13 protein-coding genes are annotated in these 15,077 nt (G+C 53.4%); 7 read left to right on the plus strand and 6 right to left on the minus strand.

Going from position 1 to position 15,077, the window contains the following annotated elements; all coding sequences use genetic code 11:
• Positions 1-244: 244 nt before the first annotated feature.
• The 4 genes from KTH_RS17400 to KTH_RS17415 all read left to right on the plus strand — a co-directional run bounded on the left by KTH_RS17400 (position 245) and on the right by KTH_RS17415 (position 6,705).
• Entirely contained in the window at positions 245-2,737 is a 2,493-nt protein-coding gene (locus tag KTH_RS17400; RefSeq protein WP_497620212.1) for a sensor histidine kinase, read from the plus strand.
• A 43-nt stretch (positions 2,738-2,780) separates the two neighbouring features.
• On the plus strand, positions 2,781-3,152 hold the full coding sequence (locus KTH_RS17405) for a response regulator (RefSeq protein WP_111318408.1): 372 nt from the start codon (positions 2,781-2,783) through the stop codon (positions 3,150-3,152).
• A 189-nt stretch (positions 3,153-3,341) separates the two neighbouring features.
• Positions 3,342-4,850: a leucyl aminopeptidase gene (locus tag KTH_RS17410; protein ID WP_497620214.1), complete on the plus strand. Its 1,509-nt coding sequence runs from the start codon at positions 3,342-3,344 to the stop codon at positions 4,848-4,850.
• A 472-nt stretch (positions 4,851-5,322) separates the two neighbouring features.
• Complete coding sequence (locus tag KTH_RS17415) at positions 5,323-6,705, plus strand: Nramp family divalent metal transporter (protein ID WP_497620216.1); 1,383 nt, start codon at positions 5,323-5,325, stop codon at positions 6,703-6,705.
• Positions 6,706-6,752: 47 nt separating this feature from the next.
• On the opposite strand, the gene KTH_RS17420 is transcribed toward KTH_RS17415, so the two are convergent.
• The 3 genes from KTH_RS17420 to KTH_RS17430 form a co-directional block, all read right to left on the minus strand.
• Entirely contained in the window at positions 6,753-7,979 is a 1,227-nt protein-coding gene (locus tag KTH_RS17420) for an MFS transporter (RefSeq protein WP_170142294.1), read from the minus strand.
• Positions 7,980-8,310: 331 nt separating this feature from the next.
• Positions 8,311-8,994 carry a TIGR00266 family protein gene (locus KTH_RS17425; protein ID WP_111318416.1) on the minus strand — a complete coding sequence of 228 codons (684 nt, stop codon included), beginning with the start codon at positions 8,992-8,994 and terminating at the stop codon, positions 8,311-8,313.
• A gap of 408 nt (positions 8,995-9,402) precedes the next feature.
• Positions 9,403-10,143, minus strand: a complete 741-nt coding sequence (locus KTH_RS17430) for a class I SAM-dependent methyltransferase (RefSeq protein WP_111318418.1) — start codon at positions 10,141-10,143, stop codon at positions 9,403-9,405.
• A gap of 114 nt (positions 10,144-10,257) precedes the next feature.
• On the opposite strand from KTH_RS17430, the gene moaD reads away from it, so the two are divergent.
• The 3 genes from moaD to mntA all read left to right on the plus strand — a co-directional run bounded on the left by moaD (position 10,258) and on the right by mntA (position 11,956).
• Entirely contained in the window at positions 10,258-10,524 is a 267-nt protein-coding gene (moaD, locus tag KTH_RS17435) for a molybdopterin converting factor subunit 1 (RefSeq protein WP_111318420.1), read from the plus strand.
• Entirely contained in the window at positions 10,521-10,934 is a 414-nt protein-coding gene (locus tag KTH_RS17440; RefSeq protein WP_111318422.1) for a molybdenum cofactor biosynthesis protein MoaE, read from the plus strand. The genes moaD and KTH_RS17440 overlap by 4 nt, the downstream gene beginning before the upstream one ends.
• A 182-nt stretch (positions 10,935-11,116) precedes the next feature.
• The gene (mntA, locus tag KTH_RS17445; RefSeq protein ID WP_111318424.1) at positions 11,117-11,956 is read left to right on the plus strand and encodes a type VII toxin-antitoxin system MntA family adenylyltransferase antitoxin; all 840 of its coding nucleotides are present in this window, start codon (positions 11,117-11,119) and stop codon (positions 11,954-11,956) included.
• Positions 11,957-12,032: 76 nt separating this feature from the next.
• Here the strand turns inward: mntA and KTH_RS17450 are convergent, their stop codons facing one another.
• From KTH_RS17450 to trxA, 3 genes are all read right to left on the minus strand, one after another.
• Positions 12,033-13,448, minus strand: a complete 1,416-nt coding sequence (locus KTH_RS17450) for a tetratricopeptide repeat protein (RefSeq protein ID WP_111318426.1) — start codon at positions 13,446-13,448, stop codon at positions 12,033-12,035.
• Positions 13,449-13,694: 246 nt separating this feature from the next.
• On the minus strand, positions 13,695-14,441 hold the full coding sequence (locus KTH_RS17455; protein ID WP_111318428.1) for a GntR family transcriptional regulator: 747 nt from the start codon (positions 14,439-14,441) through the stop codon (positions 13,695-13,697).
• Positions 14,442-14,628: 187 nt separating this feature from the next.
• The gene (gene trxA, locus KTH_RS17460) at positions 14,629-14,979 is read right to left on the minus strand and encodes a thioredoxin (RefSeq protein ID WP_111318430.1); all 351 of its coding nucleotides are present in this window, start codon (positions 14,977-14,979) and stop codon (positions 14,629-14,631) included.
• Positions 14,980-15,077: the final 98 nt, after the last annotated feature.

Genomic DNA, 15,077 nt, shown 5'->3' on the forward strand with positions numbered 1-15,077 from the left:
ATTCCACCTCGACGAGCGGCTTGTAACGTATATCTACTTTTCCGTGTAACCTTTTCCCCATGGGGTTTACACGCGCACCTTCTGGAACTTCGCGTAGTACTTCATGTCACTATGCGTGGTGGGGGGCGGACGAGCTGGCACCCCGTCCGCCCCTTACTTTTGCCCGGATGCAACCCCCGCCCATTCATGCTATCATAAGATCCGTAAGCATCAGTTTGTGAGAGGATAGCATCAGTAGAAGCGCATGCGGTTCATTGCCAGATCTCTTGGAGGAAAATTAATTACTATCGCAACCCTGATACTCCTGTCGTGCCTGCTTCTCTTCTCAATTGTGACCTGGCTTCTCACCGAGGTCTACACAGAGCAGAGCGCCAGAAACGGAGTACAGGGGCATCTCACGCTGCTCACTCGTGCCTATCAAGGGCAGATCGCAACGCTGCTTCAAGAGCTTGATAAGCTCGCCAAAAACCCGCAGCTTCCCCCTCTGCTCAACGGACGCAATACCCAGAATCAGCTTCAGGAACTCTTAAGCAGCCATATGTCACGCCTGCGCCTCTCAACCATCTCCATTCTGACTCGTGACCAACAGCAGAAAACGCAGCTCGGTGAGGCGGCTCTGCAGCAGAATCTTCCCCCGCTAGATCCAGCACTTACCGGCGAGCCGATTATTGCCGTTCAGAAGGCGACAGAAAGTGATAGCGAGCAGAATTGGGTCCTGACGATCGTTCAGCCTATCGGGAGCGGGAAGGGACAATCGCTGCTGATCGCCACACAACGCATTGATAACTATTTCGTGGCCGGTCTGACACAACGCGCCGGTACAAACGCGGCTCTGTGTATTGAAGGCGAGGTGCGCGGCATCGCGGGCGTCACCGAGCAGCAGATTGGCGTTAATGAGGCCACCTGTCAGGCCAAACAGTTTCAGATTCTAGAAGGCAGACAACGCTTCCTGACCCTCAGCGATCAGATCCAGCTTCCCGGGCTGATCTCCCCTGATATCGTCCTGGTCGCAATCGACAGCTATCCGGGCGTCGACTATAGCAGCCCGCAAATCCTGTTAATCTTTGGCGGCTCCGGCCTCTGTATCTTCGCTCTCGGTCTGCTGGCCTATATGTCTACCACACGCATGCTCTTAATTCAACCACTCCGCCAGCTTCAGGCCAACCTCAGCACCAGCTTAACACCTGCACAAGAGCCGGAAACAAGCGAGCTGGATGATGATCTCAATATGCTGGAACAGCGTATCGCAGTACTCAATGAGTCGCGTGAGAAGGAGAATCAGGCGATGACCGAGCAGATGCGCAACCTGCTGACTCTGAGCGATGGGCTGATCTCTACCCTGAACCTTGAGCACCTGCTTGGTGAGATCGTGACCCGCCTGGGAACGATTATGAAGGTCAAACATGTCTCACTGCATCTCTATGGGCGCGAAATGCTGCAACCCTGGGCAGTAGCACAGTGGGAATTGCCAAAAAGCAAGCAGGTCACTACCTCAGGCCTCTCCTATACGCCACCTGTGCCCTCTCACGAGGAAGAAAAGGGCAAAGTAAGCGTCTATGCCGATCCAGGCGGAGATATTACCCTGGCCGCGACAACCAAAATGGCCGCGCTCCCCAACCTGCGCCAGAGCCCTGCACCACAAAGCAGCACATCTGTTGGAATCGCGGACGCGAGTTCACGTATCCCCCGTTCGGCCCTGCGCGAACTAGATATGAAGCTGGCACAAATGGTTATCCAGAAAAAGAAGATCGCCTACGCCGAAGATATCGACCAGATCTACGAGGAAAAACAAGAAGTCTGGGCCAGGCTGGCACTTGAGGCGGGTTACCACTCCGTTGTGGCCGTCCCTCTCCTGCTGCAAGAGCAGGCCATAGGCGCCTTTATTCTCTATGCCGATCAGCCCAACCAGATCAGCGGACGCGATACGTTCCTGTTGAGTACCGCTGCCATTCAGGCCTCAATGGCTATTCAAAACGCGATCCTCTTCGCCGAGGTCAAAGAGAAAAACGCCGAACTAGAACGGGCTAATCAGCTCAAATCACAGTTTCTGGCGAATGTCACGCATGAGCTCCGCACGCCGCTGCATAGCATTATCAGTTATGGGGCCCTGATCCTTGAGGGCTTTGTGGATGGCGAGCTCACCACGGAACAGGAAGAGCATATTCAGTTTATCGTGAAGCGTGCCGAAGACCTCTCACACCTTGTCGATGATATGCTTGATCTCTCCAAAATCGAGGCAGACCGGATCGAGGTCAACCCTGAAGCGCTCAATCTGGAACGGTGCTTGCAGGATGTTGTCAACCAGCTCAAACCAATGGCAAACAATAAAAATCTGGCCCTGACGCTGGAAGGCGCTCACGACCTGCCACCGGTACTGGCCGATGAGCACCGCTTACGGCAGGTCGCTATCAATCTGATATCAAACGCGCTCAAGTTTACGGAAACAGGTGGCGTGACTATCCGTTGTCACTGCATGAGCAACAACGAGAGAGTTCGCGTCCTGGTCAGTGATACCGGTATTGGCATTTCTCCTGCCGCGTTGCATTATATCTTTGAGGCCTTCCGTCAGGCTGATGGCAGCACCACGCGTAAGTTTGGCGGTACCGGCCTCGGCCTGACGATCGCGAAAAAGTTGATCGAGTTACAGGGGGGAGAAATGACGGTCGAGAGTATTCCGGGGCAGGGCTCAACCTTCTCCTTTACCCTCCCGATTGCCCCGCTTCATCAAGGAATGTAAATACGCACTCAGTGATGGAAGAGGAGAAAAGAGTAACAAAGGTATGAACAATCAACGTACCATCTTAATTGTTGAGAACGAGGTGTCAAATCGTATCCTGATCGAGCGTGTGCTTTCAACGCGTGGCTATCGCTGCTTGAGCGCGACGCATGGCCGTGAGGCGCTCGATATTCTGGACCGCGAACAGGTCGATCTGATTCTGACAGATCTCTCGATGCCCGTTCTGGACGGCTACCGTACTACACAACTCATTCGCGCTCGTCCGGGCATGGAAACAGTGCCGATCATCGCTGTTACCGCCTATGCGCTGCATGATGAGGGCGAGGCCGCTCGCCAGATCGGCTGTACAGAATATCTGACCAAGCCATTTAAGCCGCGGCAGTTGCTTGAATTGGTTGAACGGCTTTTGCCCTGATTATCCAGCACAGCACCTTATTCAGGTAGAACAGGCGACAAAGTGTTGAGATGATGTGCGATACTAACATATAGGCGCTTCCAATCCAGCTTCATACAAGGAGACGGCTAAGCGCCCTTATTTCTTCAACACCAGAACAGGTTCTCTCTTCCGCCAGAAGAGGGAACAGGAGTACAAAGGGTAGATCGTATGGATATTCGTCTTACAACAACCTCAATCCAAGAAGTATCGTGTGATGCTCTGGTTCTGGCTGCTACTGCCGAGAGCCAACAAAAGAGCGTCACGCTCGCAACTGTCGCCCGTTCTATTGATGAGCAACTCGGCGGAGCGATCAGCGAAAGCTGTGCCGCCGGAGAGTTCAAAGCCGGACTCGGTGAGCTGCTGACCTTCCACCCACTTGGGAAGCTGCCAGCACGTCGTGTCATTGTTGTAGGTCTGGGATCTGACAAGAAGGTAAACGCGCAGTCGTTCCGCCGCGCAAGCGCCACTGTGACTCGTCACTTGCAAAATACTGGTGCACAGAACGTCGCCTTCGCGTTCGACTGGGCAGCATCCAGCGTTGACACCTCGCTTGCCCTTCAGGCCACAACCGAGGGCGCAGTGCTTGGCGCGTATACCTTCCGTAAGTATCAGACACAGGATAAGAGCCGTGAAGTCGCCTCGCTAACCATTGTCAGCAACGACCCCGCCGCACAGCAGGCCATCGACAAAGGTCGAGCGCTGGCAGAAGCCGCAAACTTTGCACGCGACCTGATTAACGAGCCTTCTTGCGTCCTGACTCCACGCGAGCTGGCGAACCGCGCCGTCTCAATGGCGAAGAAATACGGCATTCTGTACGAGGTTTTCGACAAAGAGAAGATTCAAGAGTTGCAAATGGGCGGTCTGCTCGGAGTCTCTCAGGGCAGCGCCGAACCCCCACGCTTCATCATCTTGCGCTACAACGGAGCCGAGGATAAGAACGCGAAACATCTTGCGCTTGTCGGCAAGGGCATCACCTTTGATACAGGCGGCATCTCCCTCAAGCCCGCGGCTGGTATGGAAAGCATGAAGGGCGACATGGGCGGAGCGGCTGCTGTACTTGGTGCAATGCAGGCAATTGCGTCACTCAAGCCGAAGATCAATGTGACGGCCTATGTTCCAACCTGCGAAAATATGCCCAGCGGCAGCTCGTACAAACCAGGCGATATTTTGCGCATTATGAACGGCAAAACCATAGAGATCGTCAATACTGACGCTGAAGGGCGCCTGATCCTGGCCGACGCGCTCTCCTATGCATGCAAAGAGGGCCAAAAGACGATTATTGACCTGGCAACTCTGACCGGCGCAATGGTTGTCGCGCTTGGAACCGTCTATACAGGCGTCTTCAGCAACAGCGAGGAGCTGACACAGCGGATCATTGATGCGGGCAAGCTCTCGGGCGAGAAATACTGGCCGATGCCAATGGATGAGGAATACGGCGAACAGATCAGAAGCGAGATCGCCGACATCAAGCAGACCGGTGGCCGCCATGCAGGCTCCATCACTGCCGCCAAGATCCTTGAAAACTTCGTGGACGACGCGCAGTGGGCACACCTTGACATTGCAGGCACCAGCGCTGTCGATACCGGCAAGCCCTATCAGGAAGTTGGGGGGACAGGCGTTGGTGTGCGTACGCTGGCCGAACTGGCTCTGCGCATCGCACAGGAAGCACATCAATAAGCTGAACCATTCAGGCGGGCTCTGGACACCTCAGGGCCCGCCTTTTTCCTTCAGTGGTCTACTTCTCTATCATACGAGAAAAACACCGGTACTTGCCCTTTTTCAGCCGGAAAAATCAGGTAATATGTGTCAGCCGAAATCCGATAATTCAAAGTAAGAAACACTATTCAGCATTTGCCCCCCTGGAAGGTCTGACTCTCTTGAACGTGTTCTTCTGTCAGAGCAGCAAGCAACGTAGCGGATTACAAAGACCAAACGTGTTTTCAACAGGGCTTGCCCCTCAAAAAGACGCAACAATAAACAAGTGCTAGTAAAGAAATATTCTCTCTCGGGAAAAGTCCCCCCAGAACCGCTTGAGCTTTTTTTAGGATTATGTTATAGTAAATTTTAGAGAGCTAAAAATTTATATTTATCACTCAAAATTATCGCTTCACGGAGCACAATAGAACGTATGAGAGGAGCACGAAAATACATGGCGCAAGAAACGGTGAACACACCCGTCTCAAGCCCGTTGCCGGAAGAGCAGGGATGGAAAAGAAGTGCAGGTCTCCCATCACTACCAGAAGTGCACGCGACAATAAAGGTTCCCCAGAAGAAGGGCTTCTGGAGAACCTTGCTGGCCTATCTGGGGCCCGGCCTGATGGTTGCAGTAGGGTATATGGACCCGGGGAACTGGGCCACAGATCTGGCCGGAGGCGCCCAGTTCGGCTATTTACTCATCTCAGTCATTTTGATCTCAAACCTGATGGCGATCTTGCTTCAGCATCTCGCCCTTAAGCTCGGCATCGTGACCGGGCGGGATCTAGCACAGGCCTGCCGCGATCACTATTCTCGACCAGTAACCTTTGTGCTCTGGCTCCTTTGTGAGATTGCGATTGCAGCCTGTGACCTTGCGGAAGTCATTGGTTCCGCTATAGCCTTAAATTTGCTGTTCGGTATCCCATTGATTATCGGAGTCATTATTACAGCGCTCGATGTCTTTCTTGTTCTCTTTTTACAGCACAAGGGCTTCCGGCTCATTGAGGCAATTGTAGGCGCCCTGATTCTTGCCATCGCCTTCTGTTTCGGCTATGAACTGATCGCTTCACGACCCGATATCCTGCCGATCGTGGGCAATCTGGTCCCGCGTCCAGAAGTCGTGACCAATCCGCAGGCACTCTACATCGCGATCGGTATTCTGGGCGCAACCGTGATGCCGCACAATCTCTACCTGCATTCCAGTGTTGTGCAGACCCGCGCCTTCAAACGTGACGACGAAGGGAAAGCGCAGGCCGTTACATTCGCAACGATCGATTCTACCGTCTCACTGCTATTCGCCTTTGTGATTAACGCGTCTATCCTGATTGTGGCGGCTGCGACCTTCCATGGCACTCAGTACGCCAACGTGGCCGATATCGAGGACGCCTATAAGCTGCTCACGCCAGTACTGGGTGCACCGATTGCCAGCACTGCCTTCGCGATCGCACTGCTGGCTTCCGGGCAGAACTCAACGCTCACAGGAACACTGGCCGGTCAGATTGTGATGGAGGGCTTCCTGAATATTCGCCTGAAGCCCTGGTTACGTCGCCTGATTACCCGTGTAATTGCCATTGTGCCCGCAGTGATCGTCACGGCGCTCTACGGTGAGCGAGGAACTGGCGAACTGCTGGTGCTGAGTCAGGTAATCCTGTCGTTTCAGTTGAGCTTTGCGGTCTTCCCACTGGTTCAGTTCACAAGCGAAAAGACCAAAATGGGACGCTTTGTCAATCCGCTCTGGCTCAAGCTCCTTTCCTGGTTCGTCGCCATTCTGATTGCAATCCTGAACATCTACTTGCTTTTACAGACCCTCTTCCCGGGTCTTGCCTTCGGATCATAAAGCACAAAGAAGCCCTCTGAGAAGAAGTCAGAGGGCTCTTTCTTGCCCTACAGCCTGACCCGACGTACAGGCGAGAACCACAGCCAGCCTCCGAGGACAAGCGCCACAAGCGAGCTAATCAACAGTACCGGGCGCACCCCGACACTCCGGGCAATTCCTCCTGCCAGCACCATTCCCAGAGGAGCGATCCCGTTTTCCAGCAGATGCAGACAGGCATTCACCCGCCCACGGTACTCATCCGCAACCAGTCGCTGACGCAGCGTGATCTCACTGGCACTATAGATCGCGTAGCTAGCATCGCCAACAAGCTGTATCCCGAACAGCAGCACAGACGTAAGCGCCAGGGAGCCAGGGAGCAGCGGGTTCAACAGATTTACCCCGGTATGAATCAGCGCTCCCCAGAGGAGCAAGGACACACTCCTGTAGCGAGCCACCAACCGAGAAAGCAGTATCGACCCAAGTAATGCCCCGGCTCCACCCGCGGAAATAATGATCCCCAGGGCGAGCGAGGACACATGCAACTCATCAATCAGAAAGGGGATATACAGCACAAACGCACTTCCGCAGAAGCTCCGCAGTGTCACATAGCAGGCAAGAGCCCGCAGAGCAGGGAAGCGCCAGATCTCGCGCCAGCCCGCAAACGCATTTCCCGCCCCCTCCTCTCGCGCTTCAGGCTTTGCTTCTGTCCGAATACCAAACAGAATACAGGCCGCCGAAACAAGATAGGAGCACGCGTCAAACAGCATCGCAAAAGGCGCGGTCAGCAGTTGAATCAGAACACCCGCCAGCGATGGGCCTAGAATTTCGGCCAGCGCATCACTCAATGCCAGCTTGCTATTACCCTCCGCCAGTTGCTCTTCAGATACCAGCGAGGGCAAGAATGCCTGATACGCGACCGCAAACAGCACATTCAACACCCCGACCAGCAACACCACCCCGTACAGCAATTCGATACGCAACCAACCAGAGAACGCAGCCAGTGGCACAAGAAACAGAAGCGCCGCCCGACCTGCATCGGCCCAGAGCAATAACGAACGCCTCGACACATGATCAGCCCAGACGCCAGCCAGCGAGCTAAACAATAGCACTGGTAGTGCCTCCAGCGACATCAAGATGCTATATTCAAAGCTCTGGACATGAAGCGCAAATTGCGCCACCAACGCCACACTAAGGGCTGTAATATGTGAGCCAAAAGCAGAGACCGTCTGCCCGGCCCAGAGCCAGGCAAAGGATCGATTCAGCAATCCCTTCCGCAAAAAAGCAGGAAATTTCACTCTACGCTCCTTCAAAATGCGCATAAAAAACGGATCCAGATGAAGGTGAGGGTAGTTGCGCATAGAGCGTCACATAGGGACGGAGGAATACCAAAAATGGGGTAAGTAAAACACTATCGCAAGCGAGGAATAAAGCGATAGGGCTCTTCTCTCAAAAACGGTTTTGAACTGTCAGGTACCCTCAGCGCAACTACGCAAGCTGAGGGGTGCGGATGCTGGTACCCATTGGGGCACCTCCAATTCGTTCAAGCTAGAATGATGCGAGATCATTCTAGATGAGTATATCATAAAAAAGGCGAGCAGGGTAGAGGACACTCTGCTCGCCCACAGCCTAGTTTTCGCGTTTGGGAATTTTCGGAATCAGCCAGTCCAGGAACGCGCTGATCGATCGCGTCTGAATCAGCACACGCCCCGGCCCGGTCAGGTCGACGACCAGACCTTCTCCGCTGAAGAAAGTCGATTTCAGACCACCAACAGGGCGCACATTGAACTGCATGTTCTGCGTAAAGGCGACAATGTGGCCGGTATCAACCGTATAAACCTCACCGGGCTGAAGCACGCGCTCTATAATCGCGCCATAAGCAGACACAACAATCTGGCCATTTCCCGCAGTGCGCAACATAAACAGGCCGCCGCCAGTGCCAAAGAAGCTTCTGGCACCACCCCACGAGGTATCAAACTCTACAGAGAGTTCAGAGGCGACATATGCACCAGATTGCAGGAAATATTGCTCATATTGATGCACATTCAACAGGTACAAGTCTCCGGGCAACGAGGGCGCAACCGTCACCTCTCCCCCCTGAGGGGGCGCAACATAGACATTCTGGAAGAACGACTCCCCCCCAACTACCGACCGCTTCAACGCCTTCCAGACTCCACCACCAGTATTCGTCTGAAGCGTGATTCCATAGGACATGCTGACCATCGCGCCACTCTCCGCACGAATCGGCTCATTCGGCGCAAGTGTCAGCACCCCGAGGGAATATGCCGGGCGTTGCACGATATTCACTTGCATAAAAAACTTTCCTCCTCTGACATGGATTGATCTATTGTAACACAGCTCTCTTCTTTGGCGGCAAACCGAAACGGAAATACTCTACACAATAAAAACGCAGACACAGCCCATTTGTACAATAGCCCTGAGAAGCTCATAGACATAAAAAAAGCAGACCATACTGGCCTGCATGTTGAAAAGGCGGGTCGGTTCATCCTTACAACCGACCCGCCCTCTCAAGAAGATGGGTAACGAGGAGAGGTACAAACATGATCGAGAGAGGCGCGAAGGCAACTTCGATCAATGATACAAGAAAATAATGTCGTGTATTCTATAACCCTCTACTTATGACAACATTTCAGAGGCCTCCTTTATTTCATTACCCCCTATGATAGTTGCATGTATTGTGCATGTTTCTTCCTCTACACGCTACGCTTTATATCCCCCGAATACCGCATGGCCAGCGCGTAACCAGAAGCAGTCAACAGCGGTGAAACCGGCCTCACTGAGCCAGCGGAGCTGGTCGCTTAACAGCGAAGGCTTATCGGTTGAAGCGGGATCCTCATACTCGTAACGGAAGTAATTCCAGCGCTCATCACAGAAACGCTGAAAACCGCTTTCATCTCCATACTGAAGCAAACTCTGCTGCCGCACGATCTCATCATATTCCTGTGCATAGTGTTGTGCAACCAATGGAGTCAGCGGCCTGACGATATCCGCGAGCAACAGCGCACCACCAGGAGAGAGCAGCGAAAACAGGTCTTTGAACAGCGTCGCCTTCTCCTCATCCGTCAGATGGTGAACACACAGCGACGATACCACACAGCGCAACGGCGTTGGCAAGGTCGCCCGCCATGCCAGTTCTTCCATCTGGAATGGGCGTATTTCCAACCTGTCCGCAAAGCGTGCCAGCCGCTGCCGCATCTGCCCCTGCATCGCCTGTGATGGTTCAAGTGCCAGATAGCGGCAGAAAGGGAAACGCTCCAGAATCGCTTCTGCCAGCACGCCAGCTCCTGCCGCCAGTTCAACAACAGTAAAAGACTCATCCTGACGCGCAGGAAGCAGCGAGATCAACGAGGCGAACTGCTCCTCCCGTGCCGGGACAAAAAGATCTGCATATGCAAGGAATATGGCAGAGCTTTCTTCATTCCAGCTCTGGTTCTCGTTCATTCTCTCGTTCTCCTATGATAACGCTTTCAAATACAGGTACTTCTTCTTCAATGTACCCGGAAAGCGCCAAAAGCACAACCCTGAAGGAAGACGATTTGTGTTATACTCTCAAACATGAAGATTCGAATTCGCTATTTTGCGTCACTGCGCGAAGTGACCGGCCAGAATGAAGAAACGCTCACCGTTCCCGAGGGTAGCACCATTGCCAATATTCGCACCCTGCTGCTGGACCATTATCCGCCGTTGCGGCCCATTCTGGAGCGCTGCCTATGCGCGGTCAACCGGGCCTATGTGCAACCTGAGACCGAGCTGCATGAGGGAGATGAGCTTGTCTTTATTCCCCCAATGGGAGGTGGTCAACCCCGGAGGAAACACGTATGAACCCGATTATCCAACTTACACGCGAGCCACTGAAGCGTGATGAACTGGTAGCGGCGGTCAGCGATCCTACCGTTGGCGGGATCGTCGTTTTCGAGGGAGTCGTGCGCAATCACGCCCGTGGCAAACAGGTTCGCTATCTTGAGTATGAGGTCTATGAAGAGATGGCGTACCCACAAATTCAGCAAATTATTCAGGAAGCCAGCAAGCGCTGGGGCGTTGATCGAATCGCGGTAGCGCACCGCTTTGGACGACTGGAAATCGGTGAGGCCAGCGTGATTATCGTTGTTGCCAGTCCCCACCGCGCCGAAGCCTTCGAAGCCTGCCGTTATATCATTGATACGCTCAAGACCACAGTCCCGATCTGGAAAAAGGAGGTAGCGACAGACGGGGAAGCATGGGTAGAGGGGTGAGAGCGCAAGGCTTCCCCCTCTTTCTCCGACAAGCTCTTTTTATGGTACAATGGAAGAAGAAAGCGACTCGTTCTAGTAAAGAATAGAGTAGTCCTCAAGCAATAGAAGGCGAATATTCGGAATAGCTTTGGTAAGACCTAACAACGACCTGGGCAAGCCAGGATATATCTTGGAGGTCGTTGATGAATCTATTCGAGAAGCACACCCAACTCACACAACTGTTCGCACAAAACCCGGTGACTGTTGCATACCTCGCGGGCTCACTCTCCAACCGTGCCCCATTCGGCGATTTCTCCGATGTAGATATTGCTATCCTGTTGATGGAGCAAATTAAAGCCGATCAATTTCTTGAATATCAACTCTACTTCTTCAGCGAACTGGCGAAACGCCTTGAATCGGACAATATCGACGTCCTGATCTTAAATAAGGCCTCGTTACTGCTGAAATCGCATGTCATTAAATACGGGCAGTTGCTCTATAGTCGCGATGAGAAGAAGCGCATCATGTTCGAGACCCGCGCCGTCATGGACTACCTGGACTACCGCAAATACAATGACATCCAGAACCAGGCGCTCGGGCGGCGGCTCAAAGGGCAGCTCCTCTCGCTCAACCGGGAGATTGCACGGCAACAACTCAAAAACCTGCGCGAAGCCACCATAATACTCAGGGAGTTAGGCGAGAAGGAGCGAGACGAGTTTGCGACCAATTATCGCCTGTACGGAGCAGGAGAGCGCTATCTATTGCAAGCGATTGAGGCCTGCTTACAACTGTGCGCAATGCTCATTGCGGCGCTGAGCCTGCGCAAACCCGAGGAACAGCACGACCTGCTCGGCATCATCGCCACAGAGCAGATCATTCCGCGTCCGCTGGCCTATAAGCTTGAACATATTACAAACCAGCGTGACAGCCTGCTCTATGAGCCACATACCATTGATAGACGCGCATTGCACGCCTCATTGCAGCGAACGGCGCACGACCTCGAAACCTTTGCAGATACCATTGAACCAAAACTGGAGGCCTGAGCCAAAAAGAAAAGCTCCCCGGCAGGAAAAGCGCCAGAGGGAGCTTTGTTGTGCTGTAACTCGTTTGTTTTGTCGTCTAGGCGCCGGACGAACCCCGCAACATCTGGACCTGCTCTTCAGCAGCTTTCGCGTCATCCTCGCGACCCATCGCGCGATAGACTTCAACCAGCGTTTCGTAGGCCTCCGTCAGGGATGAATCCAGTGCAATCGCCTGATGGGCATATTCGAGCGCCTCATCAAGACGGCCTGCTTTACGCAGTGAATCAGCGAGGTCGTTATAGTAATCAGCGTTCAGCGGCTCCAACTCAATCGCGTTGAGATAATTTTCAATCGCTTTCTCATTGTCGCCAAGCCCGTCATAGGCAGTAGCAAGCTGATAATAGCCCTCGGCATCGTCCTTAAAGAGTTCCAGCATCTTCTCTGCGGTCTGGCGGGCCTCATCATGGCGCTTTAACGTATTGTACGTCTCGGCCAGTCCGGCCAGTGCGGCAGCATGATCGTCCTCATTCAGCAGTCCCTCGCTGTTCTCCACAAGGTTCTGATAAATGGGGAGGGCCAGTTCATAGCGCCCCGCATCCAGATACGCCTCAGCAAGACTAAAACGTGCGGTTGTGCGATTGGGATCAAGCTGTACCGCGCGAATATAGGCCTCAACCGCCCCACCCTCGTCACCCTGCAACGAGCGCCAGAAACCAAGTTTTTCCCAGGCTTCGGCATCCTCAGGGTCCAGCTCGACAATGTGATTGTAGACCTTCGCGGCCTCCTCAGCATTGCCCATCTGCTCATAAGCAGCGGCCAGCACGTCATAGCCAACACGTCCCTCTGGCTCAAGTGAGATCATCTGATTGGCCAGTGAGAACGCGTCGTCATAACGGTGCATATCAAGGTAGATATTCGCCAGTTCGGCATAGCGCGAGGCGTCAGCCGGATCTTCATCAATGCGGCGCTCCTGATCCATCATGCGACGCAATTGATCGTTCACACGCTCACGTACGTCCTGAAGCTGATCTGATGCACGAGTGTTGTCAGGATTCAAAATCAAGGCATGGCGATATGACTGGATCGCATCGCGATAGAGGTTCAAAAAGCGATAGGTATCGCCAATGTTCACATAGAGTTCATCGTTCTGCGGATCCAGTTCCAGAGCCTGCTGGAAATATTCCAGTGAGTCTTCATACATCCCTAACTCGCCATAGAGATTCGCCATATTCTCATAGGCTTCCAGCAAGTTCGGGTTCAAGTCGATGGCGCGATGATATCCGGCAATCGCCATCTCGGTATCATCCAGATATTGCTGTGCAAGGGCAAGGTTATAGCGGGCTCGGGCATCTTCAGGGTTTGCGGCAACTGCACGCTCGAAACAATCGGCAGCCTCCTCATAATTGCCAGCCTCTGCCGCCTTATTGCCCTTATCTGTCCACATCTGGACCTCATCGGCCACCTGCTGTGTTTGCTCCTGATCTGCGCGATCTTCTGGAGTCTTATCATCCATCTGCGACACGTATTACTCCCCGTGTTTTTGAAAAACAAACAAATTGAAGGACAGGCTACAGCTTCTTCCTGTGATGTACCAGGAGGGCAGAGCGCCCGAGACACGATCACTTGCGGTCCCGCTTCGTGTCCTGTCGTTGCATATCCATGCATATACAACGACTGACCTCCCTTTTCATGATACAACCAGCCAAAGAGCCTGTAGCCCATAGGTACACCCGGTACCTATGGGTCACAGCGGATAGAACTACTTCGACGCGACACGCAGAGTCAACTGGAACTCGTAACGCGAGCTGGGATAGAAGGCCTCGGTAAAGGAGATAGGCGCACCGGTCTCGTCAAAGGTGGTGCACTCCACGCGCATGCCACACTCATCGGCTGGAATCTTCAACAGGTCGATCTCACGTTCGTTTGCCTTGTCGCCTTTAAAAACGTGCTCGGCCATGTATGGAACCATGCCCTCAGAAGCCATCAACTGATAGAGCGAGCCATCAGCAGCCTCTTTCGCGCGCTGATACACGTTCATGGCGCGAGGATAGGGTAAATAGTTGACTTCATAGGCAATAGCCTCGCCATCAGCGGTGCGGATACGCTCCAGGCGCACGACCTGCTCTTCATCGTTCAGGCGCAACTGTTCACGCACGTGCTGAGAGCCGCGCACCAGTTCGCTAACCAGCAGCATTCCGCCGGGCTTCAGACCGCGCCGGCGCAATTCCTCGGAGAAGCTTTTCAGCTCGCTTGCCACGCGCTGCTGCACACGAGGCTCACAAACGAAAGTGCCGCGGCCATGTTGACGGTACAGCAGGCCTTCATGAACCAGCTCGGTCAGGGCCTGACGGACGGTCGCGCGGCTCACATGGTACTGAGCCACCAGTTCGGGCTCAGACGGAATGGCCGTATGCGGCGCAAGATGCCCTGAGTGGATCTGCTGTTTCAGCACTTCTTTCAACTGATAGTAGAGTGGTAACGGATTGGATCGTTCTAGAATTGGCATATACGGTTCCCCTTATGTCCATACAACAGTTAAAAATGTGATATGTATAGTATGACAAGAATATATCACAAAAAAAGGAATGCGTCGAGTAGGAATTGCGAAAGAATCGGGGTCTGGCCCCAGAACTTCAGAGCTTTTGAACTTCTTCTGAAAAAGATCTGAACGGGACCAGACCGCGAAGTGGGGTTTAAACGGCAGAAACCCCATTTTCCGCAAGAATACGGTCAATCTCAGGCTTCAGACGGCTTGGATGCGGGCCGACCAGTTTGCCAACTTCGCGACCATCCTTGAAGACCAGCAGGGTCGGGATGGCCTGGACATAATAGCTACCCGGCGTACGCGGGTTGGCATCAACGTCCATCTTCGCGAATTTCAAGCGACCGGCATATTCATCGCTCAAGCGCTCGTAGTGCGGGGCCAGCATCCGGCAAGGCCCACACCAGGAAGCCCAGAAATCCACAATCACAGGTGTTGAGGATTTTAGCACCTTCTCCTCAAAATCCTGATCTCCAACGTGGAAGAGATTAGCATGTTCCATAATGCAAACTACTCACTTTCCCAAGAACATAATAGATGCATTTCGCGCTTACGTCAAGCCCCAAATGGTCCTTAACCTGCATCTATTGAGGAGAACAA

It is taken from the genome of Thermosporothrix sp. COM3, assembly GCF_059696735.1.

Bases quoted from the DNA above. Each gene is read 5' to 3' on its own strand.
- KTH_RS17400 (WP_497620212.1), top strand. From the start codon at position 245: ATGCGGTTCATTGCCAGATCTCTTGGAGGAAAATTAATTACTATCGCA.
- KTH_RS17405 (WP_111318408.1), top strand. From the start codon at position 2,781: ATGAACAATCAACGTACCATCTTAATTGTTGAGAACGAGGTGTCAAAT.
- KTH_RS17410 (WP_497620214.1), top strand. From the start codon at position 3,342: ATGGATATTCGTCTTACAACAACCTCAATCCAAGAAGTATCGTGTGAT.
- KTH_RS17415 (WP_497620216.1), top strand. From the start codon at position 5,323: ATGGCGCAAGAAACGGTGAACACACCCGTCTCAAGCCCGTTGCCGGAA.
- KTH_RS17425 (WP_111318416.1), bottom strand. From the start codon at position 8,994: ATGCAAGTGAATATCGTGCAACGCCCGGCATATTCCCTCGGGGTGCTG.
- KTH_RS17430 (WP_111318418.1), bottom strand. From the start codon at position 10,143: ATGAACGAGAACCAGAGCTGGAATGAAGAAAGCTCTGCCATATTCCTT.
- moaD (WP_111318420.1), top strand. From the start codon at position 10,258: ATGAAGATTCGAATTCGCTATTTTGCGTCACTGCGCGAAGTGACCGGC.
- KTH_RS17440 (WP_111318422.1), top strand. From the start codon at position 10,521: ATGAACCCGATTATCCAACTTACACGCGAGCCACTGAAGCGTGATGAA.
- mntA (WP_111318424.1), top strand. From the start codon at position 11,117: ATGAATCTATTCGAGAAGCACACCCAACTCACACAACTGTTCGCACAA.
- KTH_RS17450 (WP_111318426.1), bottom strand. From the start codon at position 13,448: ATGGATGATAAGACTCCAGAAGATCGCGCAGATCAGGAGCAAACACAG.
- KTH_RS17455 (WP_111318428.1), bottom strand. From the start codon at position 14,441: ATGCCAATTCTAGAACGATCCAATCCGTTACCACTCTACTATCAGTTG.
- trxA (WP_111318430.1), bottom strand. From the start codon at position 14,979: ATGGAACATGCTAATCTCTTCCACGTTGGAGATCAGGATTTTGAGGAG.